Annotated in this window: 18 protein-coding genes and 2 tRNA genes; 9 read left to right on the top strand and 11 right to left on the bottom strand. The window is 47.5% G+C overall.

Annotated features, from left to right (window positions below; translation table 11 throughout):
- Window positions 1-12: 12 nt before the first annotated feature.
- The 3 genes from RWY97_RS03780 to RWY97_RS03770 all read right to left on the bottom strand — a co-directional run bounded on the left by RWY97_RS03780 (window position 13) and on the right by RWY97_RS03770 (window position 2,526).
- Window positions 13-420 carry an acyl-CoA thioesterase gene (locus RWY97_RS03780; protein WP_021583996.1) on the bottom strand — a complete coding sequence of 136 codons (408 nt, stop codon included), beginning with the start codon at window positions 418-420 and terminating at the stop codon, window positions 13-15.
- 385 nt (window positions 421-805) lie between these two features.
- Window positions 806-2,125, bottom strand: coding sequence for a DUF2851 family protein (locus tag RWY97_RS03775; protein WP_315565609.1), 1,320 nt, complete (start codon window positions 2,123-2,125; stop codon window positions 806-808).
- A 131-nt stretch (window positions 2,126-2,256) separates the two neighbouring features.
- The gene (locus RWY97_RS03770) at window positions 2,257-2,526 is read right to left on the bottom strand and encodes a hypothetical protein (protein ID WP_315565607.1); all 270 of its coding nucleotides are present in this window, start codon (window positions 2,524-2,526) and stop codon (window positions 2,257-2,259) included.
- Between the two features lie 519 nt (window positions 2,527-3,045).
- Between RWY97_RS03770 and RWY97_RS03765 the strand changes: the two genes are divergently transcribed.
- From RWY97_RS03765 to cls, 4 genes are all read left to right on the top strand, one after another.
- Entirely contained in the window at window positions 3,046-4,041 is a 996-nt protein-coding gene (locus RWY97_RS03765) for an NAD-dependent epimerase/dehydratase family protein (RefSeq protein WP_024992351.1), read from the top strand.
- Window position 4,042: 1 nt separating this feature from the next.
- Window positions 4,043-4,990, top strand: coding sequence for a phosphatase PAP2 family protein (locus RWY97_RS03760; protein ID WP_315565604.1), 948 nt, complete (start codon window positions 4,043-4,045; stop codon window positions 4,988-4,990).
- 226 nt (window positions 4,991-5,216) lie between these two features.
- Complete coding sequence (locus tag RWY97_RS03755) at window positions 5,217-6,956, top strand: hypothetical protein (RefSeq protein ID WP_315565603.1); 1,740 nt, start codon at window positions 5,217-5,219, stop codon at window positions 6,954-6,956.
- Between the two features lie 20 nt (window positions 6,957-6,976).
- A complete protein-coding gene (cls, locus tag RWY97_RS03750) occupies window positions 6,977-8,401 on the top strand; it encodes a cardiolipin synthase (protein ID WP_315565602.1) in 1,425 nt (474 codons plus the stop codon).
- A gap of 7 nt (window positions 8,402-8,408) precedes the next feature.
- On the opposite strand, the gene rsmD is transcribed toward cls, so the two are convergent.
- From rsmD to RWY97_RS03735, 3 genes are read right to left on the bottom strand one after another with little or no spacing between them, the layout of a single operon-like run.
- Entirely contained in the window at window positions 8,409-8,948 is a 540-nt protein-coding gene (gene rsmD / locus RWY97_RS03745; protein ID WP_315565600.1) for a 16S rRNA (guanine(966)-N(2))-methyltransferase RsmD, read from the bottom strand.
- Entirely contained in the window at window positions 8,945-9,763 is an 819-nt protein-coding gene (locus RWY97_RS03740; protein WP_315565598.1) for a DUF3822 family protein, read from the bottom strand. The genes rsmD and RWY97_RS03740 overlap by 4 nt, the downstream gene beginning before the upstream one ends.
- Window positions 9,744-10,226, bottom strand: coding sequence for a hypothetical protein (locus tag RWY97_RS03735; RefSeq protein ID WP_315565597.1), 483 nt, complete (start codon window positions 10,224-10,226; stop codon window positions 9,744-9,746). The genes RWY97_RS03740 and RWY97_RS03735 overlap by 20 nt, the downstream gene beginning before the upstream one ends.
- Window positions 10,227-10,325: 99 nt before the next feature.
- Between RWY97_RS03735 and RWY97_RS03730 the strand changes: the two genes are divergently transcribed.
- Window positions 10,326-11,825, top strand: coding sequence for an ATP-dependent DNA helicase (locus tag RWY97_RS03730; protein WP_315565596.1), 1,500 nt, complete (start codon window positions 10,326-10,328; stop codon window positions 11,823-11,825).
- A gap of 808 nt (window positions 11,826-12,633) precedes the next feature.
- On the opposite strand, the gene RWY97_RS03725 is transcribed toward RWY97_RS03730, so the two are convergent.
- Window positions 12,634-13,506 carry a sigma-70 family RNA polymerase sigma factor gene (locus tag RWY97_RS03725; protein ID WP_021584033.1) on the bottom strand — a complete coding sequence of 291 codons (873 nt, stop codon included), beginning with the start codon at window positions 13,504-13,506 and terminating at the stop codon, window positions 12,634-12,636.
- Between the two features lie 109 nt (window positions 13,507-13,615).
- Window positions 13,616-14,539 carry a YitT family protein gene (locus RWY97_RS03720; RefSeq protein WP_021584067.1) on the bottom strand — a complete coding sequence of 308 codons (924 nt, stop codon included), beginning with the start codon at window positions 14,537-14,539 and terminating at the stop codon, window positions 13,616-13,618.
- Window positions 14,540-14,883: 344 nt separating this feature from the next.
- Between RWY97_RS03720 and RWY97_RS03715 the strand changes: the two genes are divergently transcribed.
- The 3 genes from RWY97_RS03715 to pncB all read left to right on the top strand — a co-directional run bounded on the left by RWY97_RS03715 (window position 14,884) and on the right by pncB (window position 18,564).
- Entirely contained in the window at window positions 14,884-15,111 is a 228-nt protein-coding gene (locus tag RWY97_RS03715) for a hypothetical protein (protein ID WP_315565595.1), read from the top strand.
- 597 nt (window positions 15,112-15,708) lie between these two features.
- A complete protein-coding gene (locus tag RWY97_RS03710) occupies window positions 15,709-17,163 on the top strand; it encodes a C69 family dipeptidase (RefSeq protein WP_315565668.1) in 1,455 nt (484 codons plus the stop codon).
- Between the two features lie 180 nt (window positions 17,164-17,343).
- Complete coding sequence (gene pncB, locus RWY97_RS03705) at window positions 17,344-18,564, top strand: nicotinate phosphoribosyltransferase (protein ID WP_315565593.1); 1,221 nt, start codon at window positions 17,344-17,346, stop codon at window positions 18,562-18,564.
- Window positions 18,565-18,702: 138 nt separating this feature from the next.
- On the opposite strand, the gene RWY97_RS03700 is transcribed toward pncB, so the two are convergent.
- A complete protein-coding gene (locus RWY97_RS03700) occupies window positions 18,703-20,358 on the bottom strand; it encodes a S41 family peptidase (protein ID WP_315565666.1) in 1,656 nt (551 codons plus the stop codon).
- Window positions 20,359-20,673: 315 nt separating this feature from the next.
- Between RWY97_RS03700 and RWY97_RS03695 the strand changes: the two genes are divergently transcribed.
- Window positions 20,674-20,747 (top strand) — tRNA-Asn (locus tag RWY97_RS03695).
- 347 nt (window positions 20,748-21,094) lie between these two features.
- Here RWY97_RS03695 and RWY97_RS03690 read toward each other — a convergent pair.
- Window positions 21,095-21,168, bottom strand: a tRNA-Ile gene (locus RWY97_RS03690).
- 262 nt (window positions 21,169-21,430) lie between these two features.
- Window positions 21,431-23,215 carry an aminopeptidase P family N-terminal domain-containing protein gene (locus tag RWY97_RS03685; protein ID WP_315565591.1) on the bottom strand — a complete coding sequence of 595 codons (1,785 nt, stop codon included), beginning with the start codon at window positions 23,213-23,215 and terminating at the stop codon, window positions 21,431-21,433.
- Window positions 23,216-23,485 lie beyond the last annotated feature (270 nt).

The following is a 23,485-nucleotide window of genomic DNA, read 5'->3' as shown; positions in this document are numbered from 1 at the left end:
GATTCTTAATTCTTAATTTTCAGCCAAGAACGGGGCGAAAGCCTTGTCTATCTCTTCGCTGTTACCCAAACGGCCGTTGATGATGCACACCAATTCTGCCGTGGCTCGAAAGCAAAGGCGATTATCCGAAGCACGAAAGATGTCTTGATGAAAAACATATCGCAGACCCTCTTTATGCAATCCGAGTCGCGAAACGAAATAATCGTCGCAACGCAAAGGCGTTTTGAATTGCAGATTCATACGTGCCACAACGGCATCTGTGCCTTGTTCGTGGAGGTCGGCAAAACTTAATCCCGTTTTCTGTAAAAACAAATGGCGGGTATGTTCGATGTAATGCAGATAGTTGGCGTTGTTTACTATGCCTTGGATGTCGCACTCATAGTCGCGTACTTCCATTGTCGTTTCAAAGATATAGTTCATATTTCAGTTTGTAAGTTTATAAGTTTATGAGTTTATTTATTCATTGTTCTGTTTATGAGTTTTATAAGTTTATGAGTTTACGAGTCTATTGTTGGGAATCGGCTTTATGAGCATTTAAGCCCACTTATCCACTATCGGCAGATGGACCAACAACACACTGATTATCAACCACATACAAAACCAACTCCGATTAATGCTTTCTTGCCTTGCAATGAATGGTTAATCGCCGTGCATTTAACGGTTAGTCATCGTGCAAAAAGCATCTGATTACGACCCGAAAAGGCATCTTTCGCAAAGCGAACAGCATATCATTAATTCTCAGCGAGTTACAGATCATCTTCCCATTTGTGGCATTTTATTTGTCCGCCCAATCTTTTTCACCTTTTCACCCTTTCACTTTTCTACTTTTCCTACACAGGTATTCAAATCCGATTCGGCACCTGAGACAATCTTTCCGGTCACAATACGCACGCTTGAGTTGAATCAGTGCCTGACTGTCGGCAGCCGTTCCGACCGTCAATCCGCAGTCACGCCACATCCGTACGATGTGATTATTCTCGGCGGGAAGCTGTTCCCAGAATGCAAGAGCGCGGTCGCACAGTGCCTCAGATGACTTATATCGTCCGTAAGCGAACAGCATCGGCACCACCGTGTTGATGATAAGCAGCCGACGTGAAGCCTGCGATAAGCGTTTTTCTCGCCGTTCGCCAGCCGGTCCGAAACCGTAATGTGTCTCCCAATAGGGCGTGACAGCCGTATCAAACAATGTCTCTATTTGTTCCACCGTAGTGCATTCTAACAACTCACTCAGTCCTGCCCGGCGCGAGCAATACAATCGAGCAAGTTGTGCTATGCGGATATGCGGAAAGTTCTGCGGTCTCAATCGCAAGAACTTCCACTGCTCGGCAGCCATCGATCTGATTCCGAACTTATGCGCAAGATATTGATATTCGGTGCGCAGTCGGTTGAAGTAAGCATCTTTCAAAGCCGCTTCCCGGTTGCGTTCCGGAACAGAATTCGGGTCGAGCAACCCTGCCTGACCTAAGAATAGGGCTTCGATCTGGAAGAGACTATCCCGATGATGCGATGCAATATGAAGCGGCACGTGCCGAGCCCACGTTTCAAAAGCATCGCCGTTGACACCGAACCCGTAGTTGCGCGCCAACGTTTGAAAGTATACATCTGCCCAAGAGCCATTGCAACGGTCCGCGCGTTCGCCGATAGCCTGCATTTTCTGCTCCAACCGTTCGGTCTGTAACGCACTCATCCAGCTGTGAATCGTAAGCTGCGAGAGACCCGGGATAATCTTATAACACGGCGGATAGGCGTCTGTTGTGAGCAATTCGCCATAGTGTTGGGCCACATCCGCAGGTACATCCATCTGCATCTGAGGAACGAATTGCCCGTTCCGCGTCTTGATTTCTGTGTCGATGACTGCTGCAATATGCAAAATCACATTGTCGTAATGTGCGTCCTGCTCGTGCCGATGCACATACCAATCGGCCGAACGACGGTGAATCTCAACATTTCCCGCCCATAACGTGTCGCCGATTTTTACCTTGGCATTGAAAAAATCGGGCCCGGCATTAGTGTTATGAAGCCCGGTGTCGATGACTTCCACGGGCTGTCCGTCGGTCGTCTCTAACTCTTTCAACGGGAAAAGTTTATGTTTCCAGCAATAGTGCAGCAGTTGTTCGCCAATCATTCGACAGATTTTTATTGGTGCAAAACTACAAAAAATAATTGAAAACAAGCAATGTATAAATTACAATTGACAATTAATAACGGTTAATAGAGTATTGACAAAAGAATAAAAGAGTGTAAATTAAAAATAGATCATATTATATCAAATCTCATTTCTCTCTCCACGGAAGAAAAGATTGAGCATAAAGTCAAATGCAATGAGTAGTGAGACAGACAAAATACTGTGATATACGCTCCGACGAGAAGTTCTCCATTGTGGCCCTCATTCACTCTTCCCCTGAGCTTGTTAGCCACCACTTGTGCGGCCGACAACATCTCGGCTTCGGCCTGCTGTGCCACAACAGGACATATGGAAAGGGGCAAAGTCAAAAAGAAAGCATTCAGAAAATACTTTCTTTTCATAGTGCTTACATTTTAGTAGTTTATTATTTTGTTGTTGATAAATATCATTACCACTTCGGTATTATTCTTTTCTTTCATTAGACCCTCGTCGCAAGGTTAACGGAATACTCTGAACTCCCAAAAGATAGCGGAAGAAATGTAAAGGCAAAAAGATCGAAAAGTATAATTTGTTCGTATTTCTTAATTTTCAGATAGATAAAGAGTGCGTTACAATTAACGGTCAATCGCTTTGCAACTAACTATCAATTACACTGCGAAAAGCAGTTAAACAGTGCGCGTTTAACCGCTCTTCGGTAGGTATTTAACGAGAAATTAAGATGAAATTTGTATGTCATTTAAAATCAAGTACATACAAAACTCATTATATTCTGTTCTCTGTACTTTCTGTTTGAATCGCAATCGACAGCAGTCTGATCTTTGTCCACGTTTCAATCTCTCCACTCTTTCATCTTTTCATCTTGTCTTTTGCCGATTATCAATTATTTTTTTACTATCTTTGTACCCGATTTGACAAAGATAATGAAAGTATTAGTAACAGGCGCCAGCGGTTTTATCGGCAGCTTTGTCGTGGCCGAAGCCCTGCGCAGAGAGATGGAGGTGTGGGCCGCAGTGCGACCGAGCAGTTCGCGGGAATACCTCACCGACAGTCGCATTCACTTCATCGAGCTTGACCTTTCGTCGGAAGACACGCTCCGGCAACAGCTCGCCAACCATACATTCGACTATATCGTACACGCTGCCGGCGTAACGAAATGTCTGCGGACAGACGATTTTTACCGCGTGAATACCGACGGGACGAAACATCTTGTCAATGCAATTCTCGCGCTGCAAATGCCTATTCGGCGCTTTGTTTATCTGAGTTCGTTGAGCGTTTTCGGTGCCATTCACGAACAAAAACCCTATCAGGAGATTTCCGAGAACGACTGCCCAAAGCCCAATACGGCATACGGACGGAGCAAACTCGAGGCTGAACGCTATCTCGACAGCATCGGAAACAATTTTCCTTACATCGTTCTCCGTCCCACGGGCGTGTATGGACCGCGTGAGAAAGACTATTTCCTGATGTTCAAAAGCATACGCGACCACGTGGATTTCTCGGTGGGATTTAAGCGCCAAGACATTACTTTCGTTTATGTAGAAGACGTGGTGCAGGCTGTGTTTCTGGCTTTCGACCACGGAATGAGCGGTCGGAAATATTTCCTGAGCGACGGAAATGTCTATCAGTCAAGCACATTTAGCGACCGTATTCACGAAGAGTTGGGACGTCCTTGGCGTATTCGCATCAAGGCACCGATATGGGTGCTGCGCGCAGTTACATTCTTCGGCGAACACATTGCACACTATACGGGCAAGGTTTCAGCTCTTAACAACGACAAGTATAACATTCTGAAACAACGCAATTGGCGTTGCGACATCGAACCGGCAATGGACGAACTGGGTTACCACGCACGTTATGATTTAGCCCGCGGCGTGCAGATTACGGCCCGATGGTATCAGGATCATAAGTGGTTATAAGATGTTGCGCTTCATCAAAAACTTGCTTACAATCGACCGACAGCCGCGTCGCGGCCTCTTGGCATTAGAATGGGCAATGCTCGTCTATATGCTCTTGACATTCGTTTTGATTTTTTTCACCTACACAAAATTGCAGCATCCCAATGCAATGATATGGGGGCGAGTACGCATCATAGCAATGACGGCGATGTTGTGGGGCGCTTATCGGCTACTTCCCTGCCGTCTGACGCTCATTGCGCGGGTAGCGGCACAGTTGGCATTGCTGGCTTGGTGGTATCCCGACACCTATGAGTTGAATCGTATTTTTCCCAATCAAGACCACCTGTTTGCTACTTGGGAGCAGCAGTTGTTCGGTTTCCAGCCAGCTTATACGTTCTGTAAAGCCGTTCCGAATGCCTTTTTCAGCGAGCTGATGGCTATGGGCTACGCTTCTTATTACCCGCTCATCGCCCTCACGGCAGGTTTTTATGCAGCATTCAGATACGATGAGTTCGAACGTGCCTCGTTTGTCATTATGGGGTCGTTTTTCCTTTATTACGTCATCTTTGTGCTTGTTCCGGTTACCGGTCCGCAATATTATTATGGTGCAATTGGCCTCGACCACGTAGCAAACGGCATCTTTCCGAATGTGCACGACTATTTCAACACGCATCAAGAGCGGCTTGCCTGCCCCGGTTACAGCAGCGGATTTTTCTATCATTTGGTTGAAAACGCTCATCAAGCAGGCGAGCGTCCCACAGCAGCTTTCCCCAGCAGCCACGTCGGAATCACGACAGTTTTACTGTTGTTAGCGTGGCATAGCCGATGCAAAGCCTTGTTTTTCACAATGCTTCCATTCTTTATTCTGATGTGTTTCGCCACCGTCTATATCCGCGCCCACTATGCCATCGACGCCGTTGCAGGACTGCTCACCGGCGGATTATTCTATTTTGTTCTCAAAAAAAGGTAATTTTTTCCTTCTCTTTATTCTATTCGGCTAATTACTTCCATCTTGACATTTTGGCAGAAGATTTTCTTTGCCGGAGATTAGACGATCGTATTTGAGATAAATAGGATATATTGCCGTAATAACAAATAAGATTTCTGTTGCTTTCTTACTTATATCTCATTTTTAATCGCTATCTTTGCATAGAATCTTCTATGATGAATGGCGTATGACAATAATATTGACAAATATGAATTTCCTGTTCTTCGACCGATTGCTGGGATGGGTTTTGCTGATTGCCTTGATGGCAATCGCCCTACGGGTACCTTTCTTTCGTGATAGAGTCAGACAGTGGATGCGAGGCAAGGAAACCATAAAAATGTCGCAAAAGGAAAACAAAGCCGTTGTGACAAAAGCTCTGAAAGCACTTAACTGTACTTTGGAATGGGGAAAAGACGATGCAGACCTCATCGGTAAATACGACTTTCAGAGCGGACATTTCCGTATTCGCATCAAAGAGAAAGATCCTTATGTGCAACTGTCTTATCTCTTCTTTTTCGAGACCCCGATAGAAAACATTGCGCTGGTGCGTACGCTTTGCAATCAATGCAACATCAATGCAGAAAGCCTTCGGATGGTTTATACCATCAACTCGGAACAAAGCATCGTGGATGTGCACCTTATCGCAGGACTGATGGTGACTGAAAACTACGCTACAGAAATGCTTCGACACACGATGTCGGATATTTTCGCGTGGCAGAATGCTTTTGTCAAACACTTCGGCGAGGCTATCAAAGACAGCACGCAAGTAGCTTTGACGGATGCAGAAACGGATAATGCTCTTTTCAATCGCGAACTTTATCTACTCAGAGAACAGGAAATGCTGCACCAGATGGGACAGGAAGACTGGCGACAGAATGCAGATCAGCCGATGAGCATCGGTAGATTGCTCCGTACGTTACTGGAAACGGACAGCGTGTCGCCTGTCCGAATGACGTTGAAGGCTCGCGATGGTGTGTCGGAAATAGACAAGGAAAAGAGCTTAGATTATGATTTGGCAGACGCCCTGATTGCCGAAGGTCGTTTCGTTCGCAATGAGGCAACAATAGGATTAGACTTTTACGATGCCCGAAAGCCCGAACACAGACGACACCTCATAATTGATATCCGACAAGAACGAGGTACTGATGCTTCGCTTTATTATCGTCTGACTGTGACGCTGGTGCCGCTTTCTTTGGGAAAGACCGTCACTGCGGTATCAGCAGAACACCGGCCGGAAGCGTGGAGCGTATTGGTGGCTTATGACCTCAGCACGCCCGAACAGCGGTTGAGCGAGTTCCGGTATATGTGGAAAGAAGCTTTGGAGAAAGCAAAGCAGAACAAAGAAGACGAACTGAACGATGAACAGCGACTCATCAGCGAGTGTATGGACCCGAAAACGGGATATAATCTCTACCGCGGCAGGATGCTATTCGGTCAGAAACGTTACTTGGAAGCTCTGCAACATTTGGAGAATGCTTTCATCGTTCTGCATCGCCAATACCACAAAATGGGGCCATCAGCACAGGAAAAGTTTTTCAGCGTGTGTTACTTCATAGGCTTCTGTTACAGTGAATTACGACTTTATAAACAAGCATATTACTACCTTGAAATGACTATCCCGTTACGACGGGTTACTTATACGGAAGAATATATCAACATTTTAGTTAACAGCCACGATTTCAGGGCTATCGACGTGATAAACGGTCTGTTGACAGAATTGGAGAATGCACAAGCCATCGATGATGACGAAGACAGTCCACAGGAACATATGATAGGCTTTGTCAACTTCCTGAAACGCCGTAAAGCCTATGTCTACATTGATCTCGAACGCTACGACGAGGCAGAGAAACTGTTGAAAAAAATGCTCGACGAACCTGAGAACAGCGATTTCGCGATCAGCGAACTGGCCTATATTCGGAAACTGAAAGATCGTAACGCTAATCCTTAATCCCATCGTTCGTGGAGTCATTGGTCTACATATACTGGGCACTTATCATCGCTTATACGGCCATTGTGGTCGGAACGATGGTCGCCGTACTGATGGACGACCGGCAACCAGTCAAGACAATGGCTTGGCTTTTAGTACTTTCATTTATTCCGGTAGCAGGTATCGTGCTTTATTTTTTCTTCGGACAGAATACCCGGAAGGAACGACTCATCAGTCAACGGAGTCTTGATATGCTCTCCAAACGTTCGATGCTGGAGTTTGCCGAACAGCAAAACCTTCACATCCCCGAGCAGCATCGCGCCTTGATTCGATTGTTTACGAATCAGAGTTTGGCACTCCCTTTCAAGAATAATGAGGTAGAAATCCATACCGACGGATATGAATTCTTCTTCGCCTTGCTGTCGGTCATCGGTCGGGCAAGGCATCATATTCATCTCGACACTTATATCATAGAAAACGACCCATTAGGAAATCTCATCGCAGATGCCCTTATCGACAAGGCTCGCGAGGGCATAGAGGTGCGTTTCATTTACGACGACGTGGGCTGTTGGCGGGTAAGCAGCGCTTTCTTTGAGCGTATGCGAGACGGCGGAATAGATGTTCACGCTTTTATGCCGGTACGTTTCCCTGCTTTCACCAGCAAAATGAACTATCGCAATCACCGTAAGTTGTGTGTAGTGGATGGGCGCATCGGCTTCATCGGGGGTATGAATATAGCGCTGAGATACGTGAAAGGAACGAACAAAAGACCGTGGCGCGACACGCATATACAGGTCGTCGGTGGTGCCGTCTACGGAATCCAGCGAGCATTTCTCATAGACTGGTATTTCGTAGACCGCACATTGGTATCAGGCCGAGCCTATTATCCCGAATCCGATGGCCGCATTACGAACGACTGTATTGCACAAGTGGTAACGAGCAGTCCTATTTCTCCCTGGCCGGACATTATGCAAGGCTATGTCCGAATATTGCTTTCCGCCCGCCGATATGTCTATATGGAGTCGCCGTATTTCCTCCCCACAGAACCCGTTTTATTTGCAATGCGCACGGCAGCTTTGGCCGGTGTAGATGTCAGACTGATGATTCCGTTGCACTGCGATGCCCGAATCGTAGAGTGGGCCAGCCGTTCTTATGTATTGGAAACAGTGAGCTCAGGCGTGAAAATATTCCTTTATAAGACGGGATTCAATCATTCCAAACTCTTGGTCAGCGATGACAGTCTCGCCACTTGCGGCTCAACGAACGTTGATTTCCGCAGTTTCGAGAATAACTTTGAGTCGAACATCTTCTTTTACGATACGGAGATGGCCCTCAGAATGAAAGAAATATTCTTCAAAGACTTACAAGACTGCTTGCCGATCGATCAAGTAACCGATATCGTTCACCGTCCGTTCTTCAAGCGTTTATGGGAATCTATCATCCGTTTGCTGTCACCGCTACTGTAAGAGAATCTCAGCCCAGCTTCTGAAAGATACTGAAATTCACGCTACCATAACTGCGATGCTCAGCAAAATGAGGCTGATCAGCGAAGTCGTTGTGCTTTCCGTGTTCAAAAACGAAGACGCCGTCGGGCTTTAATAAGTCGTATTGAAAAATCAAACGGGGAATTGTCGATAGCTCGGGGAGAGCATACGGCGGATCGGCAAAAATGAAATCAAACTGCTGATGACACGTTTTCAGGAATCGGAATACGTCGCCGCGGATAAGAATATTATGCTCAGTATCGAGCTTTTTCATACATTGACGGATGAAATTGGCGTGCTCTCGGTCGGCTTCTACGCTGACAACAGAGGTGCATCCGCGTGAAAGGAGTTCCAATGAGATGCTGCCCGTACCCGCAAAAAGGTCAAGTGCCACGGCATTTTCAAAGTCGACATAACGTGTGAGCACATTAAAGATGTTCTCTTTGGCAAAGTCTGTGGTGGGCCGAGCCTTGAAGTTACGGGGGATATCGAAGTGTCTGCCCTTGTAAATTCCGGTTATTATCCTCATCGTCCTTTGATAAACAGCGTCATTAAATCTAACGGCATTCCTTTGATTTGCGTCACCGGAGCACGGTTGAAGTCAGCCGTCGGGTTGATGACATAGGCGTTTTGTAAATAATGTCGCAGTGCTTCGGTGAGCCATTCGCGGTCGGGGATATCGCCGGCAATGTGCAGTTCATCGCGCTTCGGGTCTAAGGCGAGCTGTTGCCAGACATAGAGCAAGAAGTAAACAGCATCTCGCGAATGCGGTGCCGAGAAGCAATTGCAGAAGCGAAACCGTTTCTTGTCGAAGCTGCAAATATCCAATTTCCCACCGTGGAAATACCCGAAGAGTTTTTTTCGTATGCCTGTGAAACTGCGACGATGCAGATACGACCATACCGGTTGCATCAAAGAGACGAACCGCACATCGCTGAAATGATCGTCGATGACGAGTTTCAGGTCTTTATTTATAGGGAAAACGGCCACGGCATTGAGGTTTGCAAGGACGTTGCTCAGGATTATATCGCCTCCGAATCCATTGAAAGTGTGGTGGTAAAGCTGTGCACACGTAGCCTCTTCAAACTCTTCCAAGGGTATGAGCAGCACCGGCATATCGAGCAAAACCTGTGCTCTCGGGGTGCTGTGCGACAGCAAATCGGAAGTTTTAAAAGCCTCACGCAGATTGGCAGCTATCGATATTCCGCTCTTAACGATATACGGTTCGAACACCACTTGACTGTCGACCGTGTTGTCGATAACGGCGAATGCCAGCGCGTTTTCAGTGATTCGCAGCGTGATTCGCGGATGTTTTATAATTCGGTTATTCCCAATTTCCTGCATTATTGTTGCTTGTTGTTATGTCGCCTATCTTCAAACCGGGGTATCGTCCGGCTGCAACGGCTTCCTGAACGAGTGCAGCTACGGCGTTCCGATCAAGTCCTTTGAGATAAGATGTATACTCCGCGGCACACTCCACCAGCGGAATCTGTCGTCCCGATTTGGTGATTCGGGCAGATGCGGCGAGGTTAAACCGCTTGCCGCCGGCATAAGGGATGAAGGTAAGCGAGTCTGCAATACATCCCGAACGGACAAGTACGGTAAAGTCGCCGGTATAAACTCCCGTTGCCGTCCGATACCGTTCCTCTGCCGTTCGAATCTTCATCAGTCGTTGTTTAACCGCCGCTTCCCGTATATCTCGCTCGCGTTTGAATCTGATCGGCGCATTGATGCTGAGAAAACAGACTGCAACCAGGGCCGCAACACACATCGCAAGGAGATAATTATGCTTGATTTGAAAGCTCATTTCAGGATTTATTGCTATCTTTGTACGACCTATTTGATGCAAAAGTACAAAATAGTTTTGAATTAACGGAACATTATTCAAAAACTCTGATAACATCCGATGATAAATGACGAACTGCTCTTCCGAATCCGAGAGCAACTCGGTTTTACGCCCACCGATGACCAGACAAATGCACTGCACACGTTTGCTGCTTTTCTGACAGACCGCAATCCACAGTCGGCAATGATTCTTCGGGGTAGTGCCGGAACAGGAAAGACATCGTTGGCAAGTGCCATCGTGCGTACGATGACAATGCTCAGACAGAAAGTTTTGCTCTTGGCACCTACGGGAAGAGCGGCCAAAGTCTTCTCCGTCAACAGTGGCTCGGCGGCCTACACCATTCATCACAGAATCTATCGCCAGCGCGCTTACACCGGCACCGACGGTCAATTCAACCTGAATGACAATCTTTTCGCCCACACCTTATTCATTATCGACGAGGCTTCGATGATTGCTAACGAGAGATTCGGCGACTCATCATTCGGCAGCGGACGATTGTTAGACGATCTGGTACAATTTGTTTACGGTGGCCACAACTGCCGGATGCTGCTCATCGGCGACAAATCTCAACTCCCGCCGATAGGAGAAAGTGAGAGTCCGGCCCTCAGCGACGAGGTGCTGAGCTGCTACGGACTGTACATTTATACGGCAGATCTCAACCAAGTGATGCGGCAAGGCGAAGCAAGCGGCATCCTTCGGAATGCGAATAACATCAAGAAACAAACCGTAACAACCCGACACGACCTCTCACCCAATCCTTCTCCCTCAGGAGAGAAGAGCTATCAAGCCTCTGATATTTCGTTATTCAAAGTGCAAATACGACTCGACGGGAAATTGTTCAGTGATATCTCCGTCGTCCCCGGCGACGAACTCATCGAACAACTTCATTCGAGTTATGCAGAGGTAGGCATCGACGAGACTATCGTTATAACGCGAAGCAACAAACGGGCAAACGTTTACAACCTCGGCATTCGCAATGCTGTGCTGGGTCGCGAAGAAGAAATCACCACGGGAGATATACTGATGGTGGTAAAGAACAACTATTACTGGACGGAGAAAGAGAAATCGCCCATCGCCTTTATCGCCAATGGCGACCGGGCCATCGTGCAGCGCGTACGCAACGTTCGGGATGCATACGGATTCCGATTTGCCGACGTGCTATTGCAGTTTCCCGATTACAACCGTTACGAAATGCAGACAACAGTGCTCTTGGACACGCTCAGATCCGAGGCCCCTGCACTGACACGAGAGCAAACCGAACGCCTGTTCAACGAGGTAATGGCCGATTACGACGATGTATCTACCAAGCAGGAGCGACTGAAAAAGTTGCGACAGGACGACCTTTTCAACGCTATTCAGGTGAAGTATGCCTACGCCGTGACCTGTCATAAGGCCCAAGGCGGACAGTGGGCGCACGTTTATCTCGACCAGGGATACATCACATCTGAGATGATGACGCCTGATTACGCACATTGGCTTTACACGGCTTTCACCCGCGCCACAGAACACTTATATCTCGTTAATTGGCCGAAAGCACAGCTCGAAGGGGCCGACACGTAGGCTCCCGATCTTTATTCACGCAACATCCGTCTTTCATCAAGAAGAGCGTTCGGTCGTTTCAGAAGCCGAGCATTCACCATTTACAACATCATTTCGGCAATAGACAGTTGACAACCAACAATCGGCCGAATTTTTATAAAGTCTCCGTCTACCCCCAGTAAAGCCCAATCGATATATTCGTTCGCAACCAAAAACCACATAGGTTACGACCTACAAACTACATTTCCATAACCCATTGTACATCAAGCACATATAAATCGATCTGCAAGTAATGATTAATCACGACGCAAGTAACGCTGAATCGCACTACGATTAATTGTTGATTGCAAGGCGTTTAATGGCTAATTGCAAAGCAAATCATAACTCATTGCTTTTCAAACAAATACATATAGGAGAGCTATATCATATTATCCGCTATGCAGATGCACTATCAATAGGGAACCCTTGGGAGCGAAGTAGACAACCGTACCTAAATGATTACACACCAATTCAACGCCATCGATGTTGCGCCATTGCCCATCTCAAACTGCGTCTAACCATTCTTACAGGACATTTCATTGTCAATCGAAAAGTGCATTATATATGATTGATTTATTGGAAGATACGGATGGCAGCCTTTCTCAGGACTACCCAGGGAAAATCTTATCCCCCTCACCTCTCCTTTGAGAGAGGGAAGGGGGATGTAATAGCTATTTAATATGAGGTGATTTTTTCCCGATTACTAATTGTTATGGTTTCGAAAATCTCCAACTCACCGCAAACAAACGGGAAACTTGCGCAACTTGTACCCGTCGGCGACGGGAAACGCCTATCCCAAATACTTCATCAAGATGTGGGCATAACCGCTTTCGCGAACTTTGAGAATGCTTTTTTCACGAATCTGCCGCACTCGCTCGCGCGTCAGTCCCATCTCGCTGCCGATCTCTTCAAGTCCTTTCTCGTGGCAGCCGATGCCGAAACACTCACGAAGAATAATGACTTCGCGCTCTTTAAGCACCTTCCGGAGCACGTTGTCGAGCTCTTGCGCCATCGATTCGAAATCGACCAGTCTATCGGTCCGGCTGTCGTCGCCGGATTCCATCACATCGACCATACTATTGTCATCATCGTCTTGGAAAGGCGCATCGATACTCATATGGTGATTGTCGGCCTTAATGCTCTGCTCAATCTTCTCTTCATCGATGTTGGTTATCGCTGCCAGCTCGGCCACAGAGGGCTTACGCATATTCTCTTGTTCGAACTTACTGATCTCGTTATTAATCTTAGAGAGCGCTCCCACTTGGTTGAGTGGCAGACGAACAATACGACTCTGCTCGGCAATAGCCTGCAAAATGCTTTGCCGAATCCACCAAACGGCATAAGAAATGAACTTGAATCCGCGTGTCTCATCAAATTTCTCAGCAGCTTTCACCAATCCGATGTTGCCTTCATCGATGAGATCTGTAAGTGAGAGTCCTTGATGTTGATACTGCTTGGCAACAGAAACCACAAATCGAAGATTGGCTTTCACAAGTTTCTCTTTGGCCCGTTCGCCCTCTGGTCCGCCCTTACGGATGGCCTGAGCCAGTTCAATTTCTTCTTCGATACTAACCAAAGGCTCGCGCCCGATCTCTACAAGATACTTGTCAAGAGCCTCGCTCGAGCGATTGGTTATACTTTTCTGAATCTTTAATTGTCTCATTATCTCTTATCCCAAAAAGTGATCTAATACCTTATCTCTTAATTAAAGGGGGACAAAGATACGAAGAAACATTCACATAACCTACATTTGAGACTGTTTTTTATTTACTTTATGACTCTTCTGCCGGTACGGCAACGGGCTGCATTTTCTGCTTGACCGACTTCTTGCTGCGCCTGAATTTGTCAAAGCCTAATCCGTAAACGCCGATTACGGCACTCTGAGAAACAAAGGCACCGGGGTCTATATCGTCGATGAGATTGAATATTGTGGACGACTCACTCTGCCGAGCCAGCACGAAAAGCATACGAACTTCGCGACCGGAATATACACCTTGGCCGTTGAGAATCGTGCAACCACGGTCGGCTGTAGTGTTGATGGCGCGCGAAATCTCCTGATACTTGTCGGAAATAATGAAAAACTGCACCGACCTTCGCAGTCGGTTAACTACGTGATCCACACAGATGGACGAAAGAATGAGCACGACATAACCGTAGATAACCTGATTCCAGTCTTTCAAGACCAAATAACTCGATGTGACGATAAATATATCACAGAGTAGAATTCCGGTTCCCAAAGAGATGTCGTGGTATTTATTGATCATCGCTGCAACTACATCCGAACCGCCCGTACTGCCGTTGCACGACAGTCCTAAACCCACACCTACGCCGAGAAAACAACCTCCGATGACGGTCGCCATAAACGGTTGGTCGGTGAGCAAACCTGTTCCGCCCGTGAGATTTTGCAACACCGACGTAGCCAAAGTGAATGTCAGCACAGCCCAAATGGTCTTAATACAGAAACGCCAACCTAATATTCGCAGCGCTGCACCCAACAAAAGCAAGTTGATTACCAAGTAAGAAACCGTTACAGGAATGCCTAATCCCCAATAGAGTACGGATGAGATGCCGGGCAAACCGCCCAGCGTGATGTGGTTAGGAAGCAGAAACAGCACCCAGCCTGCACTTCCGATGAACATCGCCAAGGCTATAAACAGATAGTCGTGGAGTTCACTCAGTTTTTTCTTTCGTGTCATAACGTATTTTCTTTAAGTCGTGGGATGTCGCCACACAACGCATATCCGTATCGTTCTTCATCGGTTTTCAGATTTGTGTTACCGCATCCTCGCATTGTTAATAATTTCGACTGCAAATATACAAAATAACTTTCGACTGTAAAGCAAAATCTTCCTACACTTTTTTCCAGCCTCCATTATTTATAGCTAATCATTTATTCGGAAGACCGAGAAAAGTCACTACTAATGGGTATTGCCACATTTGATATCTTGTCTTAACTTTACAAACAACATACGAGAGTGCCCGTCGATGGGTGCTTTATACACTATTGCTAATCATTAACAATCAAAAGGTTTAAGGACAAATGAAAAAATCAATGTTATTCGTAATGCTCGTCTCGCTGCTCGGGATGAGTTTTAACTCGTGTTCGGACAAGAATGACCCCGGTAGAAGTGGAGACGAGAAAGTGCAAGCGAGGTTCATCGCCAAACCGGTCATCGATGGTACAGTAGACGCAAAGATGATGGAAGGACTCATGCAGTATTTACCGACGGACAGCGCGACCCCGCTGCGTCTTACACCGGGCGCATAGGTTTCTCTTCATCTGCCCCGATTCTCTCGCCCGTTCCCGACCGTCACGACGAGCATTGGCTCTCTGCCGCTCTCTATTTCGTGTTCTGATGCGTCGCGCTTATAACCTTCTCAAACCCACGTAAAAGCCAGTCAGTCCATTGCTCTGTAATTAGACAGAAGCCCTCAATATTGCAGACAAAACACCGAATAAAATGAATAAAATCGTCTTCCCCTCCCTACGGAGAAGGAAATAGAGCTGAGACCCTTTCCAACTAATCATCAATCACACGCCGTTTAACAGCTTTTTACCTTGCGATTAACAGTTAACGGCAAGGTGTTTAACGGCAAATCGCTACACCCATCATATCTATCTGATATTCAATCAGATAACAACAACACTTTCATCGTATGCTTATCAAGAATAGTCCCTCGCTATCCCCTCCCCCATCAAGAGAAGAATGTGATTTGATCGATATAATTCAGTGCTTCATTTACAATACACACGGGAAGCCTTTAACAACTCAAAATACCTACAAATTATGAGAATACCGTATTGAAAAAAAACGTATCTTTGCAGGAAAAGAATGTATCACTAAGAAAAATCAGTATCGCTATGATGAAAAAAGACACAGAACCACAATTGAATCTGATGGGAAAGCAACTTCCATCAGAATGTACAACCATCATCGTAGGCCGCAAAATGACGGCCGACGGGTCGATGATCGTAGCGCGTTCCGAAGACTGGGACGCGATGTTTGCCAAGAATCTGGAACTCTATTCGGACACCGATAACGGACCGAAAGAGTTTGTTGCCCGCGATAGTGCGTTCCGCTGCGAACTCCCTTCGCGTGCTTTGGGTTATAGCGCGTTGGCCCCCTGCCATCTGCCTGGCCATTGGGGCAGCGCCGGATTCAATACGGCAGGCGTGGGAATGAGCGCCACCGAGAGTATTTTCAGCAGCGACAAAGCACTCGAAGCCGACCCATTGGTGGAGAACGGAGTGGCTGAAAACTCGGTATTCAACATCACATCGCCATATATCCGCACGGCACGCGAAGGCGTGGAAAGGCTCGGCAGTCTGATCGAACGCTACGGAATAGCCGAAGGTTTCGGCATAGGCTTCGTGGATCAAGATGAGATATGGTATCTCGAAACGGCCTCCGGACATCGCTGGTTGGCCTGTCGCATACCCGAAGACAAATACTTTGTGACGGGAAATCAGAGTAGATTCCGCGACTATAACCCACAAGACACAGCCAATTTCCTGGCTTCGAAGGATCTGATCGAGTTTGCCACGGCCCACAAGCTCTATGATCCCGCCAAGGGGAAGTTTGATTTCCACGAGGCGTATATCCGCGACGTAGAACTCGATACCACCTATAACTACCCACGTGTATGGGGATTGCAGCAAATGTTCAGCCCCGAGATCAAGAACGATGTGACACGGAACACGTTCCCTGTTTATGCCGCTTCGGCCCATCCTCTGAGCTTAGACGACCTGCGCAAGGCGTTCCGCTTCCATTATAATGATACGGAACACGACCCTTATCTGCACTGCAACCCCCAGGAACCCTATCGACCCGTGTCGATATTCCGCACTACCCAGACCCACATTCTGCACGTTCGGCCCGATCTTCCACAAGCAATCGGCCGCGTAGACTATATGGCAATGGGAATGGCAGCACTCAGTGTGTTCCTGCCTTATTATCAGGGCATCAACACTTTGCCTGAGGCTTACAAGCGGGGAAGCAAGACTTCGAGTGCCGATTCGGCCTACTGGAAGTTCCGCAAGGTACAAGCCTTGGGTATGGTGAATTACAATCGCTATGCGCCCGTTATCCGCGCGGCCTATGATCAGTTTGAAGCCGAGACGACACAACGCCAACGCGAGATGGAAGAAGCCTATCTGCAAATCTGCGAAACACGCCCCATCGCAGCGCAGGAACTGCTCCAAGACTTCTCGGATAAGCTCTTGCTGCGTGCGCTGAAAGTGACCGACGACTTGACGGAAGAGCTTTTCACACGTCTCACGGCTGATATTCAGGCCGAGTATCTATTCCACGGCGCGTAACACCCAACGGTCGTTCGGCTGTTCAAAATCCCGATTCACCATCGTGAGTCGGGATTTTCCGTTGCACGGATACAAATGGAACAAAACGCGGTGAAGGTAAGATTATTCGATGGATTTTCATTATCTTTGCCCCCGAAACGATGCAACGGGAACACAGATCCCTGCAAAATCAAGACTGAAATGAGACAGATTATCAACCATCTGACCGACAACGACGCCTATACTTTCAGTTGTCAGTACTATGTTTTACAGACATATCCCCGTGCGGAAGTGGAATATACGTTCTTCGATCGCAACGGGACAATCTACCCCAAGGGTTTCGGCGAATTGGTGAAAGAGCAGATCGGGCTGATGCCTCACGTGATGATTACCGAAGAGGAAATTGCATTTATGAAGCGACGGATGTATTATCTGCCCGAGTGGTACTTCACTTTCCTGCGCGGTTACAGGTTCGATCCGCACGAAGTATCCGTCTCTCAGGACGAAACGGGGCATCTTGACATCTCCGTTCGCGGCAAATGGTACTCTGCAATTATGTGGGAGATGCCCATACTCTCCATCGTTTCGGAACTGATGCACAACCTGCGGGGCGATATCCGACGCTATAACCCCGAGCGAGAACAGCTACGGGCCGAGGCAAAAGCGCGCAAGATATTCAGCAACGGACTCATTCTGAGCGATATGGGAACACGCAGGCGCCTCTCTTTCGACCATCAAGAGATGGTGGTTCGCACGATGAAAGCGGTCTATGAACAGGGTGGTTACGACGACGATAACGGTCATCACCCCTGGACTGGACGGTTTACGGGCACGAGCAATGTGTTTCTGGCGATGAAGTTCGACCTTATTCCGATCGGCACGATGAGCCATCAGATCATTGAATTTGAGGAGAATGTGAGCGGTGTTTTTGAATGCAACTTCAACGTTATGCGCAAATTCAGCGATGTATACGACGGCGATAACGGCATCTATCTTTATGACTGTTTCGGCGACAAGGTGTTTTTCGGCAATCTGTCCAAGCGTATGGCAATGATGTTTACAGGTCTGCGGGTAGACAGCGGAGTAGAAGAAGAGCAGACCGAGAAGATTATTCAGAAGTATAAATCATTGGGAATAGACCCCAGAACTAAGCAAGTGGTGTTCAGCAACGGACTCAATATCAACCGCGCCATCCAACTCCACCAATACGTCGGAGGGCGAATGCAGGACAGTTATGGTATGGGTACGTTCCTCACTTGCGACGTGGAAGACTGCAATCCGATGAATATCGTGGTGAAACTCACCCGTTCACGTATCACTGAAAAGCGCGAATGGCACGACTGCGTGAAGCTTTCCTGCGACCAAGGAAAGACACTCGGCAATCCCGAAAAGTGTGCCTACCTGCTCAAACAGATAGGATAAGACGCACAACTATCGATTTTCAAGGTTGTGATTGTTAGGCAACGACGGCATAAAAAAGCATCGCCGTTGCCAGGATTACGATGAAAGCCAAAGCCATGATGAGCCACATCAAGTGGATGTTATGATCTGCACGGCGTCTCATTTCTTCTTAGGTAGCAACAGTTTACGATATTCCTGTGGCGTGTTGAGCAGTTTTTCGGCCGCCTGCATCTGCTTGTCCGACCGCAGAGAGTGCTCAATTGCGCCGCTCTGATAGTAGTAAGCGGTAACGATATCATTGGTAATCAGCTGTTTGATAACAGCTTTATTGTAGTCCAGATCTTTCTCCACGTTGTGGCTCAACTTCTTTTCCAACTGCTCGAATTCGGCTTTTGCGTCATCATAATAGCCCTCGAATTTGGCTAATTTAACGAGATTCTTCAAGTATTTCTCGCTTTCACGGTCATAGCTGAACCCGCTTTTGAGCACCCGTTGCTTGAAATCGGCATAGTCGGTATCACTTAGTTCAAATTCGGATGCAGGCGCAATGGCGGGATGTTTGGCAATATACTCCACCTCATAGTTCATCAACACCGAATTGGAATCGACATATTCGAGATAATAAGCGATGTTAGGCAGCGAGTCGGGTTTGATTTCTACGTCGGGCTGAATGCCTCCGCCGTCGCGCACTTCACGCCCATTGGCCGTGTGAAAAACCTTGGTCAGCGAGTCGGGTACGTGCTCAACGTATCCCCCGTTACTGTGTTTGTAGTTGATGGCTTGAATACATCGGCCGCTGGGAATGTAGTATTTGTTAGTCGTAAGTTTCAGACTCCCGTTGTAAGGCAGGTCTACCGACATCTGCACGAGCCCCTTGCCATACGTGCGGGAACCGAGAATTACAGCACGGTCAAGGTCTTGCAGGCTGCCGCTCGTAATCTCTCCGGCACTCGCTGTGCCGCCGTTGACTAAGACGACGATGGGCATCAGCGTATCGATTGGCTCCACTGCGGTCTTGTAATCGCGGTTGGCGCGCTTGAGCTTACCACGGTTCGACACGATCGTCAATCCCTTTCGCACAAACATATTGACGATATCCACAGCCTCTTGTTCCGATCCTCCGCCGTTGTTTCGCAGGTCGAAGATGAGCGATTTCATCCCCTTGGCTTTCAGATCCATCACCGCACGGCGCATCTCTTTGGCACAACCCTCGGTAAACTGACGCAGACTGATGTAGCCGACGCCGCCCTTTCGCATCCCGTAATACGGCAAAGCGGGTTGCTTGATAATGCGGCGCGTGACCTTGACGCGCATCTCCTTGCCGGTAGACCAACGCTTGATTCGCAGGACAATGCTGGTTCCAGGGGTACCACGCAGATGTTCGCTGACAAACTTCGAGTCCTTACCCGCCATCGAAACATCGTCGATGCCCAAGATAATATCACCCTTACGCAGTCCTGCTTCAGCCGCAGGCATACCGCGATAAGGCTCGTCGATGACGGTGTATTTCAGTTTCGGATAGTATCGGATGAGTGCTCCGATGCCCGCAAACTTGCCTGTATAGATCTCTTTCAACTCCTTCTGCTGTTCTGCCGGGAAGTAAACCGTATAAGGGTCGAGGCTCCGCAGCATTGCATTAATGCCATTTCCGATCACTTCGTCGGCGTTAAGCGTGTCGACATACATCATATCCAACTGCTTATAAATGGCATTGAAAACATCCAGATTCTTAGCTACATCGAAATTGTGATCTTTGTTCTGAGCAACCGACGGGATACCTATCGCAAGAAGGGCCAAAGCCACTTTCCATCTCATTGATATCCAACTATTTGCACACATACCATTAAACGCCTTGCAAAAAGCTGTTAATCGGACAGCGAATAACGGTTTTTCATCGCCCGAAAGGCCGTTAATCGTTTCACACAAAGATGCTATCAGTTTTTTCATATCAAATTCGTTAAAATTCCAGACACCGAACATCTCAGTTCCATTGTCTGTTGCAAAAGTACGATTTAATAGCCACAATCCGCGCATTCCACCCGAAAATTATTGCAATTTAGGCATAAAACGAAATTTTTCTTCAAATTATTTGGCCGTTTCAAAAGAATGATGTACTTTTGCACTCGCAATGCTTCAATAGCTCAGTTGGTTAGAGCACCTGACTGTTAATCAGGGGGTCGTTGGTTCAAGCCCATCTTGAAGCGCATCTTTGAGATAACCGTCGATTCGGTTTCAAGTAGTCTTTTCCGACACCTCAACATTGCAAAGGGGTGTCGGTTTTATTTATATACACATTTGAAGATGTCAAAAGGCATTGTATTTCCACTCGATTTTTCATTGATTTCAGACTTCATCAGACCTTAAATGATGTGTTAGGAAAGCTGTAATAATGAGAAATCCAAAAGTTTTCTCCATTAAACATAAACTGCATTGTTCACACTTCAATGCATAATGGTAAGGAAATCATAAGAAAAGACAAGGAGAATGAACACTGGTTATTATAAAAAATGAAAGAGCTTTACGCTTACACGTAAAACTCTTTCATACGAAGTGGGCCATCCAGGGCTTGAACCTGGGACCTCCAGATTATGAGTCTGTTGCTCTAACCAACTGAGCTAAAAGCCCGACTTATACCCTAAGGAATAAGTTTTCACGTGCAAAGATACGCCATTTTACGCAAATATGCAAATATTTTATGGAAATTACCTCACCTTTTTTATCTTATTGGCAAACTCCATCATCACTTCATCCTCTGTAACAAGCACTTGATCAGGATTTTCATTTCAATAAACGAATGTACTTTTCAGTGAGATTTACATCCCATTTCTTATCAACCGCTTAGAAGATTTAAAACACTTTGTAGTCATTCTACCTGTAACTGAGAACCTTATATTGCCTCAGTAGCTGCCTTTAACCACGCTTTTTCGGATGCATCGAGATGCGGAGCAAGACGCTCATATACTGTTCGATGGTAGGCATTGAGCCACGCTACCTCCTCGGCTGACAGCATTTCGCGGATAATCGGAGTCTTATCGATGGGACAAAGCGTGAGCGCTTCAAACTGCAAAAACTCTCCGAAGTCGGTCGATTTGTATGGAACAGCGAGCAGCGTATTCTCGATTCGCACGCCAAACTTGCCTGCGAGATAGATGCCGGGCTCGTCGGTCACGGTCATTCCGGCCACAATCGGGGCAGGGCGCCACTCCATTCTGATCTGGTGCGGACCCTCATGCACGTTGAGATAACTGCCTACGCCGTGCCCCGTTCCGTGCAGATAATTGAGCCCCTCACGCCACATTGCCTCTCGGGCGAGGATGTCTAACTGCGTGCCCGACGCGCCTGCGGGGAACTTGCAGCGCTGAAGCCGGATATATCCTTTCAACACCAGGGTATAAACTCGGCGCTGTTCATCAGTAATCGGACCGAGGGCAATAGTGCGGGTAATATCGGTCGTGCCGTCTTCATACTGTGCGCCACTGTCTATCAACACCAATCCGCGAGGCTCTACGGCGACATCGGTCTCGGGTGTAGCCTCATAATGCACGATAGCGCCGTGTTGTTCATACCCCACAATCGTGTCGAACGAGATACCTTTAAATAAAGGTTGCTCTGCACGCAGACCCGTCAACATCTCGTCTAACGACATTTCGGTCTGTCCGCCGGCCTCAACAGCAGGCTTCAACCAGTGCAGAAACTTGACCATCGCAATACCATCGCGCAGCATCGCACGATGAAAGCCTGCGATTTCAGCTTCGTTCTTCACGGCTTTCAGCGAAGGAACGGGCGATGCCGCAGCCACAATCTGCTTCACGCGAGGCGCGTGAAAGAGCGTGTCGTTGAGCCGGTCGGGATCCAAAAGAATATTATATTCGTCGTAGTCGACCACCCCTTTCCGCACGTCGACATAATCATCGATGCCCACTCCCTCGCCTTTGAGGTAGGAAACGACCTCGGGCGTGAGTTTGTCGGGGTCGATATAGAGCGTGACTTGCGCGGAAGAGATGAGCAGATAAGCTACGAACACGGGATTGCAATGCACGTCTGAACCGCGGAGATTGAGTATCCAAGCAATGTCATCGAGTGCAGATACAAGCGTTCCGTCGGCGTGTTGCGCACGCAAAGCCTTGCGCACACGTTCTATTTTAGATGCAGTGCGCTCGCCGGCAAACTCCATCGGGTGAACAACCACTTTATTCTTGGGTATCGCAGGACGGTCTTTCCAGATGTATTCAAGCGGATCAAAGTTGGTGCGAACAGTGATTCCGCCTTGCTCGCGCAGATCTCTACGCAGCTGTTCGACAAAAGAATGGGAGCACACCCAGCCGTCGACGCCCACCTCGGTGAGGTCAGACGTTTGGAGTTCACGACCGATCCATTCGGCGATGGTCGGCGTCCCGTCAATCCGTTCTTTCATCAACGTAAAGCCAGAACCTTGCAACTGATCGGCAGCAGCAATGAAATAACGCGAGTCTGTCCACAGAGCTGCGCTGTGCATTGTAACCACCGCCGTGCCCGCCGAGCCGTTGAAGCCCGATATCCATCGGCGACCCATCCAGTGGTCAGGCACATATTCGCCGCTATGCGGGTCTGTACTGGGGAATATAAACGCTGCAAGATGTTCGCGATGCATTACTTCGCGGAGTTCGGAAAGCCTGTCTTGAATCGTTTTCATACATCAATTTTTGGTTTTAACGGCGCTAAATTAAACAATAAATCCGATGCCGACAAATGATTCGCAACATAAAATCTTAACGCCACCCACATTTATCAGAATCTTGGCCGGCAACCGCTTGCAGACTCGGTTTTGCTAAATCGAGATAGCAAAGCGCATTACTTTTAGATTTTATAACAAATAAAAACCACGCGAAAAGCAGTTCGTCATTGTTTTTTTTGTAATTTTGTGCGTGCCGAGAAGAAACATTATTCAACACTAAAAATAATA

Source organism: Hoylesella pleuritidis (assembly GCF_963541955.1).
Taxonomy (GTDB): domain Bacteria; phylum Bacteroidota; class Bacteroidia; order Bacteroidales; family Bacteroidaceae; genus Prevotella; species Prevotella pleuritidis.
The sequence above is the reverse complement of the archived record's forward strand: the minus strand, read 5'-3'. Positions and strand labels throughout refer to the sequence as shown.

Coding starts and splice junctions, on each gene's coding strand:
- RWY97_RS03780 (WP_021583996.1), bottom strand. CDS start 420: ATGAACTATATCTTTGAAACGACAATGGAAGTACGCGACTATGAGTGC.
- RWY97_RS03775 (WP_315565609.1), bottom strand. CDS start 2,125: ATGATTGGCGAACAACTGCTGCACTATTGCTGGAAACATAAACTTTTC.
- RWY97_RS03770 (WP_315565607.1), bottom strand. CDS start 2,526: ATGAAAAGAAAGTATTTTCTGAATGCTTTCTTTTTGACTTTGCCCCTT.
- RWY97_RS03765 (WP_024992351.1), top strand. CDS start 3,046: ATGAAAGTATTAGTAACAGGCGCCAGCGGTTTTATCGGCAGCTTTGTC.
- RWY97_RS03760 (WP_315565604.1), top strand. CDS start 4,043: ATGTTGCGCTTCATCAAAAACTTGCTTACAATCGACCGACAGCCGCGT.
- RWY97_RS03755 (WP_315565603.1), top strand. CDS start 5,217: ATGAATTTCCTGTTCTTCGACCGATTGCTGGGATGGGTTTTGCTGATT.
- rsmD (WP_315565600.1), bottom strand. CDS start 8,948: ATGAGGATAATAACCGGAATTTACAAGGGCAGACACTTCGATATCCCC.
- RWY97_RS03740 (WP_315565598.1), bottom strand. CDS start 9,763: ATGCAGGAAATTGGGAATAACCGAATTATAAAACATCCGCGAATCACG.
- RWY97_RS03735 (WP_315565597.1), bottom strand. CDS start 10,226: ATGAGCTTTCAAATCAAGCATAATTATCTCCTTGCGATGTGTGTTGCG.
- RWY97_RS03730 (WP_315565596.1), top strand. CDS start 10,326: ATGATAAATGACGAACTGCTCTTCCGAATCCGAGAGCAACTCGGTTTT.
- RWY97_RS03725 (WP_021584033.1), bottom strand. CDS start 13,506: ATGAGACAATTAAAGATTCAGAAAAGTATAACCAATCGCTCGAGCGAG.
- RWY97_RS03720 (WP_021584067.1), bottom strand. CDS start 14,539: ATGACACGAAAGAAAAAACTGAGTGAACTCCACGACTATCTGTTTATA.
- RWY97_RS03715 (WP_315565595.1), top strand. CDS start 14,884: ATGAAAAAATCAATGTTATTCGTAATGCTCGTCTCGCTGCTCGGGATG.
- RWY97_RS03710 (WP_315565668.1), top strand. CDS start 15,709: ATGAAAAAAGACACAGAACCACAATTGAATCTGATGGGAAAGCAACTT.
- pncB (WP_315565593.1), top strand. CDS start 17,344: ATGAGACAGATTATCAACCATCTGACCGACAACGACGCCTATACTTTC.
- RWY97_RS03700 (WP_315565666.1), bottom strand. CDS start 20,358: ATGAGATGGAAAGTGGCTTTGGCCCTTCTTGCGATAGGTATCCCGTCG.
- RWY97_RS03685 (WP_315565591.1), bottom strand. CDS start 23,215: ATGAAAACGATTCAAGACAGGCTTTCCGAACTCCGCGAAGTAATGCAT.